Source organism: Pseudomonas sp. MM213, from assembly GCF_020423045.1.
Lineage (GTDB): Bacteria > Pseudomonadota > Gammaproteobacteria > Pseudomonadales > Pseudomonadaceae > Aquipseudomonas > Aquipseudomonas migulae.
Genome location: NZ_CP081943.1, coordinates 18,742 through 34,806, shown reverse-complemented (window position 1 = coordinate 34,806; position 16,065 = coordinate 18,742). Strand labels below are relative to the sequence as shown.

The window sequence follows — 16,065 nt, the reverse complement described above, 5'->3', positions numbered from 1 at the left end:
TCCCTATGCCCGCGACCCTGAGCAAACCCCTGGCACCTTCATGGGTCAGTCGATTCAAGGAACAAAGCCTGGAGCGCGGCCGCCGCTATGCGCTGGAGAACCGCGTCAGGATCGTGGAAGTCGGCGACGCAACCATTACGGCCGCGTGCGAAGGTTCTGGCGGTAACGTTTACCGTCAGACCATTCGCCTGCGCGAGTCAGCCAAAAGCACGCTGCTGATGGTCGATGCCACGTGTACATGCCCGGTCCGCAGCAACTGCAAACATTGCGCAGCCGTGCTGTTGAAGGTGCAGGAAACCCTCGCCTACCCCGCCGCCGCTCAAGACGCCGAATTGCTGGAAAAACTTCAGGCCGTACTGGAAAACCGCAGCCCGAAAGCACCGCCGCAAGTGCTGGTGGACAACGTGCAACCGGTGCCGCGCCTGTGGCTGGCGAGCATTGAGTTCAGCGCCTTCGAGCCGCGCAACGGCAAGATGCAGCGTTACATCCAGCATCGCGCTGCGTTGTCCTTCAGCTATCTGGATGAATACGTTTGCGGGCAGAAAAACGCCGACATCCTGATACGTCAGGAGGCGCAGACATTACGGATAAAACGCCACCCGGAAGTCGAACAGGCCTACAGGGAACAGTTACGAATCCTTGGCTTCAAGATCGCCACCCGCCAAAGTAAAGCCTTGCCGGAAAGTGCCGGCGAACTCTATGAGATGGTCAATGACAGTGCCTGGCTGACCTTCACGCTCAATGAGTTGCCGAAGCTGCGCACCCAAGGTTGGGAGTTGCAGATCGACGAGGATTTCGGTTTCGACCTGACCGCCGTGGACGACTGGTACGCCACCGTCGAACAGGCGCCGGAGCGCGACTGGTTTGATCTGGAACTGGGGATCATCGTCAATGGTGAGCGGTTAAGCCTGCTGCCCATCCTGTTGAACCTGATGCGCTCCCACACCGAGATCCTCAACCCGGAACGCCTCGCACGACGTCGCGACGATGAATTGATTTTGGTGAACATCCCCCATCGCCCGAACTCCGAGCATGGGCCGCTGCAAGTCGCCCTGCCCTTTGGCCGATTGAAACCGGTGCTGGCGACCCTCGGCGAGTTCTATCTGCAAGAGCCCGGCGAAACCACGCTGCGCCTGAGCAAGGCCGACGCGACGCGCCTGAATCCGCTAGAAGACCTGCCGCTGCTCTGGGAAGGTGGCGAACAGATGCGCAGCTTTGCCCAGCGTCTGAGGGACATCAAGGACTACACCGCGACAGCACCGGAAGGCTTGAACGCAACCTTGCGCCCCTATCAGCTGGAAGGCTTGAGCTGGATGCAGTCGCTGCGGCAACTGGAAGTTGGTGGGATTCTCGCGGATGACATGGGCCTGGGCAAAACCCTACAAACCCTGGCGCATGTTCTCAGTGAGAAAAACGCCGGGCGCCTCGATCGGCCGTGCATGGTGGTGATGCCCACCAGCCTGATTCCCAACTGGCTCGACGAAGCGGCGCACTTCACGCCGCAACTGAAGGTGCTGGCACTGTACGGCGCCAGTCGTAAAAAGCATTTCGACAGTCTGGCCGATTACGACCTGATCCTCACCACCTATGCGCTGCTGCCCAAGGACGTCGAACGCCTGGCCGCACAGCCACTGCACGTGTTGGTGCTGGACGAAGCGCAATACATCAAGAACCCCAACAGCAAAGCCGCCCACGCCGCACGCGAGCTGAATGCACGCCAACGTTTGTGCCTGAGCGGTACGCCACTGGAAAACCACCTGGGTGAGCTGTGGTCGCTGTTTCACTTCCTGCTGCCCGGCTGGCTCGGCGACGTGAAGAGTTTCAACCGTGATTACCGCGTGCCGATTGAAAAGCGCGCCAGCGAAGTACGACTTCAACACCTCAACGGCAGGATCAAACCGTTCCTGCTGCGCAGGACAAAAGAGCAGGTGGCTACGGAATTGCCGCCGAAAACTGAGATCATCCATTGGGTCGAGCTCAACGAAGCCCAGCGTGACGTGTACGAAACCATGCGCTTGGCGATGGACAAGAAAGTCCGCGACGAAATCACCCGCAAAGGCGTGGCACGCAGCCAGATCATCATCCTTGAGGCGTTGCTGAAGCTGCGCCAGGTCTGCTGCGACTTGCGCCTGGTCAACGACGCGGCCCTGCCGACGCGCGGAAGCACCTCGGGCAAGCTCGACAGCCTGATGGAAATGCTTGAGGAGTTGTTCGAGGAAGGCCGACGGATTCTGCTGTTTTCGCAGTTCACTTCGATGCTGGCGTTAATCGAGGTCGAACTGAAGAAGCGCGGCGTGGAGTATGCGTTGCTGACCGGACAGACTCGCGACCGACGCTCCCCGGTGAAAGACTTCCAGAGCGGCAAGCGTCAGATCTTTCTGATCAGCTTGAAGGCAGGCGGTGTTGGCTTGAACCTGACGGAAGCGGACACGGTGATTCACTACGACCCGTGGTGGAACCCGGCGACGGAAAACCAGGCAACCGACCGCGCGTATCGCATCGGCCAGGAGAAACCGGTGTTCGTTTACAAGATGATTGCCCGGGGCACGGTGGAAGAGAAAATTCAGCACCTGCAGAAGGAAAAATCCGACTTGGCGGCAGGCGTGCTGGATGGGCGCAAGGCTGGGGACTGGAAGTTGCAGAGTGATGATATTGAGGCGTTGTTTGCGCCGCTGCCGGAGAAGATCGATAAGTAGTTGCCGGCTTGAAATCGCCTTCGCGGGCAAGCCTCGCTCCTACAGTCTTTGAGTCGATCGCAATATTTGCGATCTGCATAAAACCTGTAGGAGCGAGGCTTGCCCGCGAAGGGAGCGACTCGGCCTAAAGGCTATCTCAGCCCTTCAACACCCGCGCCAGCGTCGACTTCACCTTGCCCATTCCGTCATGCAACGCCTGCTCGATCTCGGCCATGGTAATCACAGCCGTCGACTTGCCCGCCGCCGGGTTCACCACCAACGCCAGGCACGCGTAATCCAGCTCCAGCTCACGCGCCAATGCCGCTTCCGGCATGCCGGTCATGCCGACGATGTCGCAACCGTCACGCTCCAGACGCGCAATTTCCGCCACCGTTTCCAGGCGCGGCCCCTGCGTGCAGGCATACACGCCATGACTGCTGTAACCAACGCCTTCAGCCGCCAATGCCGCGATCAATTGCTCGCGCAGCGGTTCGCTGTAGGGATAGCTGAAGTCGATGTGGGTGACCTGTTCCAGGTCATCGGCAAAATAGGTGTGTTCGCGACCGCTGGTGTAATCGATCAGTTGATGCGGCACGCAGAAATGCCCGGTGCCCATCGCGGCATGAATCCCACCGACTGCGTTGACCGCAAGAATCGCTTCGGCGCCGGCCTGCTTAAGTGCCCAGAGGTTGGCGCGGTAGTTCACCTGATGCGGCGGGAAACGGTGCGGGTGACCGTGACGCGCGAGGAACAGCACTTCCTTGCCGGCGTACTCACCGATCTGCACCTCGGCCGAAGGCGTGCCGTAAGGGGTGTCCACCGCCAGTGACTGACGAATGCTCAGGCCTTCCAGTTGAGTCAGGCCGGTACCACCGATAATCGCGTAAACCGTCATAACGTAAAGCCCTTATTCAATCAGTTGAGCGTCTTTGAGCGCACCAATGGCCGTCAGCCAGCGCGGGTCTTGACGGTATTCAGTGCTGGCGTACGACTGGCCGCGCATCCGCGCAATGCGCTCGGACGGTTTGACCTTCAGACGCTGGGCGGCACTCAGCGCGAGCTCCGCAGCGGCGCGGTCGTTGCACACCAGGCCCATGTCGCAACCAGCGCTCAGCGCGGCTTCGATACGGCTGGCAGCATCGCCGACCACGTGAGCGCCGGCCATCGACAGGTCGTCGCTGAAGATCACGCCGTCGAACTGCAACTCGCCGCGCAGGATGTCCTGCAACCAGCGACGGGAGAAGCCGGCCGGCTGGGAATCGACTTGTGGATAAATGACATGGGCCGGCATGACGGCGGCCAGTTGCTTGCTCAATTTGGCAAACGGCACCAGGTCGTTGGCGCGGATCTCGTCGAGGCTGCGCTCGTCATTCGGGATCGCGACGTGGGAATCGGCCTCCGCCCAGCCGTGGCCGGGGAAGTGTTTACCGGTGGCGGCCATGCCGGCGCTGTTCATGCCGCGGATAAATGCACCCGCCAGCAGCGCGGCGCGTTCCGGGTCACCTTCGAACGAACGGGTACCGACCACGGCGCTGCGCTGGTAATCCAGGTCCAGCACCGGGGCAAAGCTCAGGTCGAGGCCGACGGCCAACACTTCGGTCGCCATGATCCAGCCGCACTGCTCGGCCAGGTATTCGGCGTTCGGGTTGTCGGCAATGGCGCGCATGGCCGGCAGTCGCACGAAGCCCTGGCGCAGGCGCTGCACCCGACCGCCCTCCTGATCCACTGCCAGCAGCAGATCAGGTCGAACGGCGCGGATGGCGGCGCTCAGTTCGCGCACCTGACGCGGGTGTTCGATGTTGCGGGCAAAAATGATCAGGCCGCCCACTTCCGGTTGGCGTAACAATTGGCGATCTTCAGCCGTCAGCCAGGTACCGGCGACGTCCACCATCAACGAGCCTTGCAGGCCAGCAGTCATAGAGATTCCTTGATAACGATAAACCCGGCTCGCACGCGTTCGCCGCCGTGGGCTGTGCCCGGCAGGTCGGCGATATCTATGGGGAGCGGGTTCAGAACGAGAGTCGGCATGGGCGGCTAGCTTAGCGGATGTCAGCTGCCGCGCCCACCCGTGCGCGGTTAAACCTTGGCGGCAACCTGTGTCGATTTGCTGCGCGGACGCAATTGCGCAGTGGCCATGGCCGAGTCGGTCACGCCGGTTTCGGCGCGCATGCCGGCGGCCAGGAACGGCACCATCAGGCGCATCACTTGCTCAATGGAGGTGTTGACGCCGAAATCGGTCTCGGCAATCGCACGCAAGGCCTTGATACCGGACATGCTGAACGCCGCAGCACCCAACATGAAGTGCACACGCCAGAACAGCTCGATCGGCGGAATGCGTGGCGCGGCTTCGTTGACCAGCATCATGTAGCGACGGAATACCTTGCCGTACATGTCTTCCAGATAACGACGCAGGTGACCCTGGCTCTGACTGAACGCCAGCCCCAGCAAACGCATGAAAATCGAGAGATCGTTGCCGCTGCGTGGCTGTACCACCAGGGCTTGCTCGACGAGAATTTCCAGCAGCTCTTCAAGTGTCGGCTTGTTCTCGGGCTTGGCCTGACGCCGCTCCAGCTCTTTATCAAGGCTTAGACAGAAAGGCCCGAGAAAGCGCGAGAAGACGGCTTGAATCAGCGCCTTCTTCGACCCGAAGTGATAGTTCACCGCCGCCAGATTGACACCGGCCTTGCTGGTGATCAGACGCAACGAGGTTTCTGCGAAACCTTTTTCCGCGAACAACTGCTCGGCAGCATCAAGAATGCGTTCAACGGTTTCCGACTGGGCCATGGCTACTCCGCCTGACAAACACTTGTTTGAAACATACGTTTCAGTCCAGGCCTTGTCAAGTCTGGCGGTTCGTTTTGGGAATGGCCGGTCAGCTATTTAACCATACAACGACGACGCTTTAATCAGCCGGCTGATCGACCGTCTGGCGGCCGGTAAAAAAAGGGGCATTGCCAAGTCGCTTTCACTGTATATAATCCCAGTCACTGTATAAAAAGACAGAGCGATCAATATGCTTAAGCTGACGCCACGCCAAGCCGAGATTCTGGCCTTCATCAAACGCTGCCTGGAAGACAACGGCTACCCGCCGACCCGCGCGGAAATCGCTCAGGAACTGGGTTTCAAGTCGCCCAACGCAGCGGAAGAACACCTCAAGGCGCTGGCTCGCAAGGGTGCGATCGAGATGACGCCGGGCGCATCCCGCGGCATTCGCATCCCTGGTTTCGAAGCCAAGGCCGACGAATCCACCCTGCCCATCATTGGCCGAGTGGCTGCCGGTGCACCGATCCTTGCCCAGCAGCACATCGAAGAATCCTGCAACATCAACCCAGCCTTTTTCCATCCTCGCGCTGACTATTTACTGCGCGTTCATGGCATGAGCATGAAGGACGTGGGCATTTTCGACGGCGACCTGCTGGCTGTCCATACCACCCGTGAGGCCCGCAACGGCCAGATCGTGGTGGCGCGGATCGGCGACGAAGTAACGGTCAAACGCTTCAAGCGTGACGGCAGCAAAGTCTGGTTGATTGCAGAAAACCCTGAATTCGCCCCCATCGAAGTGAACCTGAAAGATCAGGAACTGGTGATCGAAGGCTTGAGTGTCGGCGTCATTCGCCGCTAAAGGAGGCTTTATGCAGTTCCCACACACATCACAGCAAGCCCAACTGCCGTTGTTCGAGGCGTTCATGGTGCAGCCGATGGCACCGATTCTGAAGGATGTGGTCGAGTCGCCCTGGAGCGCCGAACCTGAAGTTTTCAGTGAGCTGTCATTGCGTGGTGCGGCCGGGAACTGCCTGAGCCTTCTGGCACCGATCCTCAGGGAACTGAGCGAGGATCAGGACGCGCGCTGGCTGACATTGATCGCCCCGCCGGCCAGCCTGACACAAACCTGGCTTCGAGACGCCGGCCTGAATCGTGAACGCATTCTGTTGCTGCAACCGCGCGGCACCCAGAGTGCACAACAGCTGACCTGCGAAGCGTTGCGTCTGGGTCGCAGCCACACGGTCGTCAGCTGGCTCAATCCACTGAGCACCACTTCACGACAACAGTTGATCAGCGCCGCCCGGACCGGGGACGCACAAAGTCTGAACATTCGACTGGGTTAAACGAAGCACGCACTGAACTGCGCGGGGCTTCTCCAAGGATAGAGAAGCCGGTCTGTAGCGGTATCAGGAAAAAGCGACGAACGGGATCAATGAAGGACCCGTGAGCTCTCATCCGTATTGAAATCACCTTCAACCAAGCGGCCAGCCATCTGAACGCCGACGCTCAACATCGCCTTGGCGACTTCCACGTGTTGGCCCTGCAGGAACGCTTTGGCATCCTCAGAGAAATCCAAAGTAACCAGAGAACCCTCGTCCTCGGCCCTGCGCAGCTCGATTCGGCCGTCTGGTAACTCGACAATTTCTAGAAAGGACGTTGGCATAAAGGTCTGTTCTCCACGAAAGGCGGCGATTATATAGGCATCGGACAGGCTTCGCTCAGGATCTTGACCAGATGCCATTACGAAGAGACATTTCTCACAGCACTCATCCCTGAAACGGACAGCCCGTCGGCCCCTCCGTTAAACACTCAACCCTTCAGCACTCGTTCAACCCTTCGCGAAAACGAATCGCCAGGCCTTTCAGGTTCTGACGCCAGCTCTCCAACTCCTCCCGGCTCAGCTCTTCCGGCGAATCTTCTTCATCCAGATTAACGGCCAGGATCAGCGGCTGCGTCACGTCGCCCTTGGGTTTGTGCGGTGCACGCGGCGGCTGGAACAACGCAGCATGAGCCGACAGCAGCTTGGCCAACCAGGTTTCCGGGTTTTGCGCCAACTCGACCATCTCGGCCATTTCGGGAATGGCAATGGCTTCCAGTACTTCCCGAGTCAGCAACATCTCTGCCCGAGGCGCATTGGCCTGAGGCAAGCGATAGAAACCGGCAATTTCATGGCACAGCCCCAGCAACGCACCGTACAAGTGAAACAACGCCGATTCGCGCCCGGCCTGAATCAGCGCCAGGGAGTTCATCGCCCGCCCCTCTTCTGCCTTGGCAAGCGCTTCCAGCGACAGGCCGGCGAAATAAATCTTCTGATTGGTACGGGTATAGAGTTCGTGGGCCATGACGGCAGCCTCCACAACGAAATAATTGCTTCACGCAGGTCAGACAGTGTCGTGGATCACCCAAGCACACCGCAAGCCCCAAACAAAAAGGCCGCATGAAAACCCGAGGGTTGTCATGCGGCCTTTTATGTACAGCGCCGTTTAAGCTTTGGCTGCCGGGCGCTTGTCTTCAACTGTCCACTTGCCACCGTCGTAATACGCTTTCCAGCCAGTCGGCTTACCGTCGACTTCCGTCTGCACGTACTGCTCTTTGGTCTTGCGACTGTAACGGATCACGGCAGGGAGACCGTCCGGGTCCTTTTTCGGCGCTTCACAGAGGAAGTGGTACTTCGGATCGATCTCATCCTTGTGCGGGATGATTTCCATGACCAGCGGTGCACGGGTCTCGCGGTTTTTCGGGAACTGGCTGGCGGCCAGGAACAGGCCAGAAGCACCGTCGCGCAGGATGTAGGTGTCGTTGACCTTTTCGCATTTCAGCTCAGGCATCTTCACCGGATCCATCTTCGGCGGCGCCGCATCACCGCTTTTCAGCAGTTTGCGGGTGTTCTTGCACGTTGCGTTGGTGCAACCGAAGAACTTGCCGAAACGGCCAGTCTTGAGCTGCATCTCGCTGCCACACTTGTCGCATTCCAGGCTCGGACCTTCGTAGCCCTTGATGCGATAGGTGCCCTCTTCGATTTCGTAGCCGTCGCAATCCGGGTTGTTGCCGCAGATGTGCAGCTTGCGCTTCTCGTCGAGCAGGTAAGCGTCCATCGCCGTGCTGCAGATCGGGCAACGATGCTTGCCACGCAGCACCAGCGATTCCGATTCACCTTCGTCGTCCGCGGCGATTTCATCACCCGGCACCAGGTTGACGGTGGCCTTGCAGCGCTCTTTCGGCGGCAGGCTGTAACCCGAGCAACCGAGGAAAACGCCGGTCGATGCGGTACGGATCTGCATCGGACGGCCACAGGTCAGGCACGGAATGTCGGTCATCACCGGCTGGTTGGCACGCATGCCGCTTTCCGGGCTTTCGGCCACTTCGAGCTTCTTCTTGAAGTCGCCGTAGAACTCGTCCAGCACGTTTTTCCAGTCGCGCTCGCCCTGGGCCACGTCATCGAGATTCTCTTCCATGCCGGCGGTGAAGCCGTAGTCCATGAGATTGGAGAAGCTCTCGGACAGGCGCTCGGTGACGATGTCACCCATCTTTTCCGAGTAGAAACGACGGTTGTGCAGCGCTACATAACCACGGTCCTGGATGGTCGAAATGATCGCCGCGTAGGTCGAAGGACGACCGATACCGCGTTTTTCCATTTCTTTAACCAGGCTCGCTTCCGAGTAACGCGCCGGCGGCTTGGTGAAGTGCTGGGTCGGATCAAGCTTGATCAGCTTCATCGCGTCGCCCTGGGCCATGTCCGGCAGCACGTCGTCATCGCCAGGCTTGGCGATTTGCGGCATGACGCGGGTGTAACCGTCGAACTTGAGGATACGGCCCTTGGCGCGCAGCTCGAAATCGCCGGCACCGACAGTGACCGTGGTCGACAGGTATTGCGCCGGCAGCATCTGGCAGGCGAGGAACTGGCGCCAGATCAGCTCGTAAAGCCGCTCTGCATCACGCTCCATGCCCGACAGCTTGCTTGGCTCGGTGTTGGCGTCAGACGGACGAATCGCTTCGTGAGCCTCTTGTGCGCCTTCTTTGCTGCTGTAGACGTTCGGGGTTTCCGGCAGGTACTTCTTGCCGAATTCACCTTCAATATACGTACGCGCCATCGTCACGGCATCGGCCGAGAGGTTGGTGGAGTCGGTACGCATATAAGTGATGTAGCCGGCTTCGTACAAGCGCTGGGCCATCATCATGGTTTTCTTCACGCCGAAGCCCAGGCGGTTGCTCGCGGCCTGCTGCAGGGTGGACGTGATGAACGGTGCCGACGGCTTGCTGCTGGTCGGTTTGTCTTCGCGCTTGACGATGCTGTAGCTGGAAGCCTTGAGCTTCTCCAGCGCAGCCATGGCCTGGGCTTCGTTCAGCGGCTTGAACGCTTCGCCCTTCTCGCGAGCGACGTCGAAACGCACGGTAGCGCCCTTGGCAGTGCCGAGGTCAGCGTGGACTTCCCAGTACTCTTCCGGGATGAACGCGCGGATTTCACGCTCACGCTCCACCACCAGCTTCACGGCAACCGATTGCACGCGACCGGCGGACAGGCCACGGGCGATCTTGGCCCACAGCAGCGGCGAAACCATGTAACCCACCACGCGGTCGAGGAAACGACGCGCCTGCTGGGCGTTGACACGGTCGATGTCCAGCTCGCCTGGTTTGGAGAAGGCTTCCTGAATCGCTTTCTTGGTGATTTCGTTGAACACCACGCGCTTGTAGCGGCTGTCGTCACCACCGATGGCTTCGCGCAGGTGCCAGGCAATGGCTTCCCCCTCGCGATCCAAGTCGGTTGCGAGATAGATGGTGTCAGCATCCTTGGCGAGCCGGCGCAGCTCTTCGATAACCTTTTCCTTGCCCGGGAGGATCTCGTACTTGGCTTTCCAGCCATGATCGGGATCGACACCCATGCGCGAGACCAGCTGCTTGCGCGCTTTCTCTTTAGGCGAGAGCACCGGACCTTCACCCGCAGCGGCTTTGCCGCGCTTGGCGGCTGGCTCTTTGCTGGCGCTAGCCGAACCGCTGGTGGGCAGGTCTCGGATATGGCCGATACTCGACTTCACCACGTATTGGTTACCCAGATACTTGTTGATGGTCTTGGCCTTAGCCGGGGATTCCACAATGACCAGCGATTTGCCCATGGATCAGAAAATTCCTGAATTCTAGAAGTGAAAGGCGGTTGGCGCCTGACGCGGCACCGCTATATATAGTGGCTACAAGGTGAGGTCAAGCGCAGGGTTCTGCGCGCTCTCAGCTTATGGCTTGGTAAAAAGGCTCGGTTCGGCTTGCACCAAAGCAAAGCGTGGCACCTGTTCACCGTCAACCTCGACCGACTCCAGGAACATGCTCAAGGGGCGCACCCAAAAGCCGTAATCGCCATACAGGGCTTGGTAGAAGACCACTTCTTCTTCCGTTTCCGAATGCCGCGCAATACTGAATACGCGGTACTGCGGACCTTTGTAATGTTGGTAGAGCCCAGGTTGTATCGGCATGGTTTGGCCCTCACTCAAATTTTTTCAAAATAAAAACAAAATAAATCCGGAAAAACAAAAACCGGGGCACTTGGCCCCGGCTTCCGTCAACGGAACGCTTAAACGCGTTCGAAGACGGTGGAGATGCCTTGGCCGAGACCAATGCACATGGTGGCTACCCCGAAGGTGCCGCCATTTTGCTTCATCACGTTCAGCAAAGTGCCGGAGATACGCGCACCGGAGCAACCGAACGGGTGACCCAGGGCGATCGCGCCGCCGTGCAGGTTAACCTTCTCGTTCATCTTGTCGAGCACTTTCAGATCTTTCAGCACTGGCAGGGCCTGTGCGGCGAAAGCTTCGTTGAGCTCGAAGAAGTCGATATCGTTGATGCCAAGGCCCGCGCGCTTCAGTGCTTTCTGTGTTGCCGGTACTGGACCATAGCCCATGATTGCCGGATCCACACCTGCCACTGCCATCGAACGAATCACCGCCAGAGGCTGGATACCCAGGTCCTGTGCACGCTGCGCCGACATCACGATCATGCACGAAGCACCATCGGTGATTTGCGACGAAGTACCGGCTGTCACGGTGCCACCCTTCGGGTTAAACGCTGGCTTCAACGCCGCCAGGCTTTCCAGGGTAGTTTCCGGACGAATGGTTTCGTCGTAGTCGAACAGTTTCAGGAAACCGTTCTCGTCGTAGCCCTGCATCGGGATGATTTCGTCTTTGAACTTGCCTTCCACAGTCGCCTTGTGGGCGAGCTGGTGGGAGCGCACGCCGAAAGCGTCCTGCTGTTCGCGAGTGATGCCGTGCATTTTGCCCAGCATTTCAGCGGTCAGGCCCATCATGCCCGAGGCTTTCGCCGCGTACAGCGACATGTGCGGGTTCGGATCGACACCGTGCATCATGCTCACGTGACCCATATGCTCGACGCCGCCGACGACGAATACGTCACCGTTGCCGGTCATGATCGCTTGCGCAGCAGTGTGCAGAGCGCTCATCGACGAGCCGCACAGGCGGCTGACGGTCTGGCCGGCAGCGGTGTGCGGGATCTGAGTCATCAGCGACGCCATGCGAGCGATGTTCCAGCCCTGCTCCAGGGTCTGGTTCACACAGCCCCAGATCACGTCTTCGACTTCGTTCGGGTCGACCTTGACGTTGCGTTCCAGCAATTTGCTGATCAGGTGTGCCGACATATCTTCAGCACGGGTGTTGCGGTGCATGCCGCCCTTGGAGCGGCCCATCGGAGTACGACCGAAGTCGACAATCACGACGTCTCTTGGATTCAAGCTCATAAAATTTCACTCTCGCTCAAAAGTTGGGACGCTTAACCGAAGAACCGTTGGCCGGTTTTGGCCATTTCACGCAGTTTTGCGGTCGGGTGGTACAGCGCGCCCAAATCAGCGTACTGGTCAGCCAGGGCAACGAACTCGGCAACACCGATCGAATCGATGTAGCGCAGCGCACCGCCACGGAATGGAGGGAAACCAATACCGTAGACCAGACCCATGTCGGCTTCGGCAGCGGTTTCGACGATGCCGTCTTCCAGGCAACGCACGGTTTCCAGGCACAGCGGGATCATCATCCAGTTGATGATGTCTTCGTCAGTCACTTCGCGCTGTTCAAAGACGATTGGCTTGAGCACTTCCAGCACCGACGGGTCGGCAACTTTCTTCTGCTTGCCCTTCTTGTCGGTCTCGTAGGCGTAGAAGCCCTTGCCATTCTTCTGGCCCAGGCGCTTGGCTTCGTAGAGCACGTCAACAGCCGAACGGCGGTCGTCTTTCATGCGGTCCGGGAAGCCTTCAGCCATAACGTCGCGACCGTGGTGGCCGGTGTCGATGCCGACCACGTCCATCAGGTACGCCGGGCCCATCGGCCAGCCGAATTTTTCCATGACCTTGTCGATACGGACGAAGTCCACACCGGCGCTGACCAGCTTGGCGAAACCGCCGAAGTACGGGAACAGGACGCGATTGACCAGGAAGCCCGGGCAGTCGTTGACGACGATCGGGTTCTTGCCCATTTTCTTGGCGTAGGCAACGGTAGTGGCAACGGCCAGCTCGCTGGACTTCTCGCCACGAATCACTTCAACCAGCGGCATCATGTGCACCGGGTTGAAGAAGTGCATGCCGACGAAGTTTTCCGGACGCTTGAGGGCTTTGGCCAGCAAGGTGATGGAAATGGTCGAGGTGTTGGACGCGAGGATGGTGTCCTCTTTGACCTTGTCTTCCACTTCAGCCAGCACAGCCTGCTTGACCTTAGGGTTCTCGACGACCGCTTCAACCACCAGGTCAACGTGACCGAAGTCGCCGTAGGACAGGGTCGGACGAATGCCGTTGAGCACTTCGGCCATTTTCGCCGCGGTCATGCGACCTTTATCAACGCGACCGACCAGCAGCTTGGCGGCTTCAGCCAGGCCTTGCTCGATGCCGTGCTCGTTGATGTCTTTCATCAGGATCGGCGTGCCTTTGGAGGCCGACTGATAAGCGATACCGCCACCCATGATGCCAGCGCCCAATACGGCAGCCTGCTTCACGTCTTTGGCGATTTCGTCGTAGGCCTTGGCCTTTTTCTTCAGTTCCTGGTCGTTCAGGAACAGACCGATCAAGCTCTGCGCGGCAGAGGTCTTGGCCAGTTTGACGAAACCGGCGGCTTCGACTTCCAGCGCTTTGTCGCGACCGAAGTTCGCAGCTTTCTGGATGGTCTTGATCGCTTCGACCGGTGCCGGGTAGTTCGGGCCAGCCTGGCCTGCCACGAAACCTTTGGCGGTTTCGAAAGCCATCATTTGTTCGATGGCGTTCAGCTTGAGTTTCTCAAGCTTCGGTTGACGCTTGGCCTTGTAGTCGAACTCGCCGGAGATGGCGCGCTTGATCAGTTCCAGAGCGGCTTCCTGCAGTTTCTCAGGTGCAACCACTGCATCGACTGCGCCGACTTTCAGCGCGTCTTCAGCACGGTTTTCCTTACCGGCGGCAATCCACTCGATGGCGTTGTCGGCACCGATCAGGCGCGGCAGGCGTACAGTGCCGCCGAAACCCGGGTAGATGCCCAGCTTGACTTCCGGCAGACCGATCTTGGCCGTGACGGACATGACGCGGTAGTCCGCCGCCAGGCACATTTCCAGACCGCCACCCAGGGCGATGCCGTTGATCGCGGCGACAGTCGGGACGTTGAGGTCTTCGAAATCGCTGAAAATCTTGTTGGCTTCGAGGTTGCCAGCGACAAGCTCTGCATCAGGCAGCTTGAAGTTCTCGACAAATTCGGTGATGTCGGCGCCGACGATGAACACGTCCTTGCCGCTGCTGACGATCACACCCTTGATCGAAGCATCTGCCTTGATGGTGTCTACGGCCTGACGCAGTTCGTTCAGGGTTAGACGGTTGAACTTGTTGACGGACTCACCCTTGAGGTCGAATTTCAATTCGACGATGCCACTTTCAAGAGCCTTAACCGTGATGGCTTTACCTTCGTAAATCATCAACTGATCTCCACGATATGGAAGCTGAACAGTACACGTCGGAAGCAGGCGAATGGCTTGGCAGTGACGTTTATCGTCGATGCTACGCCAATCCACCCGGCACACCCGCCAACGCGATAGTCGGGATTCTGTAGGAGCGATCTGAAATACAAACGCTCAATTCATACGCCCGTTTGATTTGGGTACGTCACCTTCACGGAATTTCCGACAATTGTCAATCGCCCAAAACACGGGTTGAAACGCGACTTTCCGGTCATTTCCGTAACACGAAGACCTGCAACACCCGGCTGCATGTGAGGCCATTCATAGAATCAATAGTTAGAAAAGTCGCCCTAATTCACGGCAGCCTTTGTTTAACGGGCTACGCTGGGCGGGAGGTTGAGGAAAAAATATGAACGCGTCGGCGAATGCCCGGCGTAAGATCAGCGCACAGCGAATTACCGGCCTGCCTGGCCAACTCCAGCCCGATGTTGAATGTCGGGCTTTTTATTGCCTGGACAATCGTAGGAGCGAGGCTTGCCCGCGAAAGCGGTGTGTCAGGCTGGACGCCTTCGCGGGCAAGTCGGATCGCCGCACCGCTCGCTCCTACAGGGGATCGAGAGTCAGGCTAATGCTTTGAGGGTTGCATCGATTTGTTGCAAAACTGTCGCTTCGCCCTTCTCGCCCCAGTACAACGTGATCATCTGCTTGTCCGCTTCGACCTTGTAGACGTTGGCCGGCAACTTTTCGAAATGAATCAACAACGCCGGATCCTCGCAGACCTCCTGCCATTGATTCACCCAAACGCCCGGCGACTTTTGCCAGTAACTCCAGCAAGCAGGCTGACTGCCGCGACGCGGTCGATGGTACTGCGCGCAAGGGCTCGGCGGTTCCTGGCTCAGCCAGTGCGGCCACTCCTGAGGCGCCAGCTGCATGGCCAGCCCGATGCGTCGCGCCTCCATGCGCAGGGCCATGCGGCCGCTCTGCCCACGGGACGGACGCAACCACGCCAGCGGACTGAGAACCACCAACAGGATTGACACCACTATCCAGACCGTCATATCTGTACTCCCGATTCTTGATGAGCGCTTTGAGTCACTTTGAAAACACTGCGCTTGAAACCAGCCATACTTACCAATATTGCAATCCTCAGGAGGAGCACCTCATGCCCTACAACCACATTCTGGTCGCTGTAGACCTGACCGAAGAGTGCGACCCTGTCATCCACCGAGCTCGCGAACTGTCGGTGAGCAACGGCGCGAAACTGTCCCTGGTGCACATTGTCGAGCCGATGGCCATGGCCTTTGGCGGCGACGTGCCGATGGACCTTTCCCAGTTGCAGCAGCAACAGTTCGATCAGGCCAAGGAACGTCTTGACCGGCTGATCGTGAAGTACCCGGAACTGTCCAAAGAGTACAGCCACCTGACCTACGGCCAGCCACGCCAGGAGATTCATCACCTGGCCAAAGAGCAGACCTGCGACCTGATCGTGGTGGGCAGCCATGGCCGGCATGGCCTGGCATTGCTGCTGGGCTCCACCGCCAATGACGTACTGCACGGCGCACCTTGCGACGTACTTGCCGTGCGCCTGCAAAACAAAAGCTGATAACCGATCCTTGTAGGAGCCGGCTTGCTGGCGATCACGGTGCATCAGTCGACATCAATGCCAGCTGACAAACCGCGATCGCCAGCAAGCCGGCTCCTACAGTAGATTGTGTTGCATACGAAAAGC

14 protein-coding genes are annotated in these 16,065 nt (G+C 58.9%); 4 read left to right on the top strand and 10 right to left on the bottom strand.

All coding sequences use genetic code 11. The features are described from left to right. Positions 1 to 5: 5 nt before the first annotated feature. Positions 6 to 2,696, top strand: coding sequence for a DEAD/DEAH box helicase (locus K5R88_RS00140; protein WP_192226293.1), 2,691 nt, complete (start codon positions 6 to 8; stop codon positions 2,694 to 2,696). A 136-nt stretch (positions 2,697 to 2,832) separates the two neighbouring features. Here the strand turns inward: K5R88_RS00140 and K5R88_RS00135 are convergent, their stop codons facing one another. The 3 genes from K5R88_RS00135 to K5R88_RS00125 form a co-directional block, all read right to left on the bottom strand. Further along, the gene (locus tag K5R88_RS00135) at positions 2,833 to 3,570 is read right to left on the bottom strand and encodes an S-methyl-5'-thioinosine phosphorylase (RefSeq protein WP_008028469.1); all 738 of its coding nucleotides are present in this window, start codon (positions 3,568 to 3,570) and stop codon (positions 2,833 to 2,835) included. Between the two features lie 12 nt (positions 3,571 to 3,582). Further along, a complete protein-coding gene (gene nagZ, locus K5R88_RS00130) occupies positions 3,583 to 4,593 on the bottom strand; it encodes a beta-N-acetylhexosaminidase (RefSeq protein WP_008028471.1) in 1,011 nt (336 codons plus the stop codon). Between the two features lie 158 nt (positions 4,594 to 4,751). Continuing rightward, entirely contained in the window at positions 4,752 to 5,459 is a 708-nt protein-coding gene (locus K5R88_RS00125) for a TetR/AcrR family transcriptional regulator (RefSeq protein ID WP_008037709.1), read from the bottom strand. 229 nt (positions 5,460 to 5,688) lie between these two features. On the opposite strand from K5R88_RS00125, the gene lexA reads away from it, so the two are divergent. Together lexA and sulA are read left to right on the top strand one after the other, a co-directional pair. Beyond that, positions 5,689 to 6,297 carry a transcriptional repressor LexA gene (lexA, locus tag K5R88_RS00120; protein ID WP_007944149.1) on the top strand — a complete coding sequence of 203 codons (609 nt, stop codon included), beginning with the start codon at positions 5,689 to 5,691 and terminating at the stop codon, positions 6,295 to 6,297. A 10-nt stretch (positions 6,298 to 6,307) separates the two neighbouring features. Continuing rightward, entirely contained in the window at positions 6,308 to 6,781 is a 474-nt protein-coding gene (gene sulA / locus K5R88_RS00115) for an SOS-induced cell division inhibitor SulA (protein WP_008028477.1), read from the top strand. A gap of 86 nt (positions 6,782 to 6,867) precedes the next feature. Here sulA and K5R88_RS00110 read toward each other — a convergent pair whose 3' ends face one another. From K5R88_RS00110 to K5R88_RS00080, 7 genes are all read right to left on the bottom strand, one after another. Continuing rightward, positions 6,868 to 7,101, bottom strand: coding sequence for a hypothetical protein (locus tag K5R88_RS00110; protein ID WP_008028479.1), 234 nt, complete (start codon positions 7,099 to 7,101; stop codon positions 6,868 to 6,870). Positions 7,102 to 7,255: 154 nt separating this feature from the next. Beyond that, positions 7,256 to 7,780: a DUF6586 family protein gene (locus tag K5R88_RS00105; RefSeq protein ID WP_008028481.1), complete on the bottom strand. Its 525-nt coding sequence runs from the start codon at positions 7,778 to 7,780 to the stop codon at positions 7,256 to 7,258. Between the two features lie 141 nt (positions 7,781 to 7,921). After that, positions 7,922 to 10,549, bottom strand: coding sequence for a type I DNA topoisomerase (gene topA, locus K5R88_RS00100; protein WP_008037710.1), 2,628 nt, complete (start codon positions 10,547 to 10,549; stop codon positions 7,922 to 7,924). Between the two features lie 114 nt (positions 10,550 to 10,663). Next, a complete protein-coding gene (locus K5R88_RS00095; protein WP_008028485.1) occupies positions 10,664 to 10,900 on the bottom strand; it encodes a DUF1653 domain-containing protein in 237 nt (78 codons plus the stop codon). 98 nt (positions 10,901 to 10,998) lie between these two features. Further along, entirely contained in the window at positions 10,999 to 12,174 is a 1,176-nt protein-coding gene (fadA, locus tag K5R88_RS00090) for an acetyl-CoA C-acyltransferase FadA (protein WP_008028488.1), read from the bottom strand. Positions 12,175 to 12,206: 32 nt separating this feature from the next. Beyond that, a complete protein-coding gene (fadB, locus tag K5R88_RS00085) occupies positions 12,207 to 14,354 on the bottom strand; it encodes a fatty acid oxidation complex subunit alpha FadB (RefSeq protein ID WP_207285084.1) in 2,148 nt (715 codons plus the stop codon). A 602-nt stretch (positions 14,355 to 14,956) separates the two neighbouring features. Next, positions 14,957 to 15,394, bottom strand: coding sequence for a hypothetical protein (locus K5R88_RS00080; protein ID WP_226298902.1), 438 nt, complete (start codon positions 15,392 to 15,394; stop codon positions 14,957 to 14,959). 104 nt (positions 15,395 to 15,498) lie between these two features. On the opposite strand from K5R88_RS00080, the gene K5R88_RS00075 reads away from it, so the two are divergent. Then, entirely contained in the window at positions 15,499 to 15,939 is a 441-nt protein-coding gene (locus K5R88_RS00075; protein WP_008028495.1) for a universal stress protein, read from the top strand. Positions 15,940 to 16,065 lie beyond the last annotated feature (126 nt).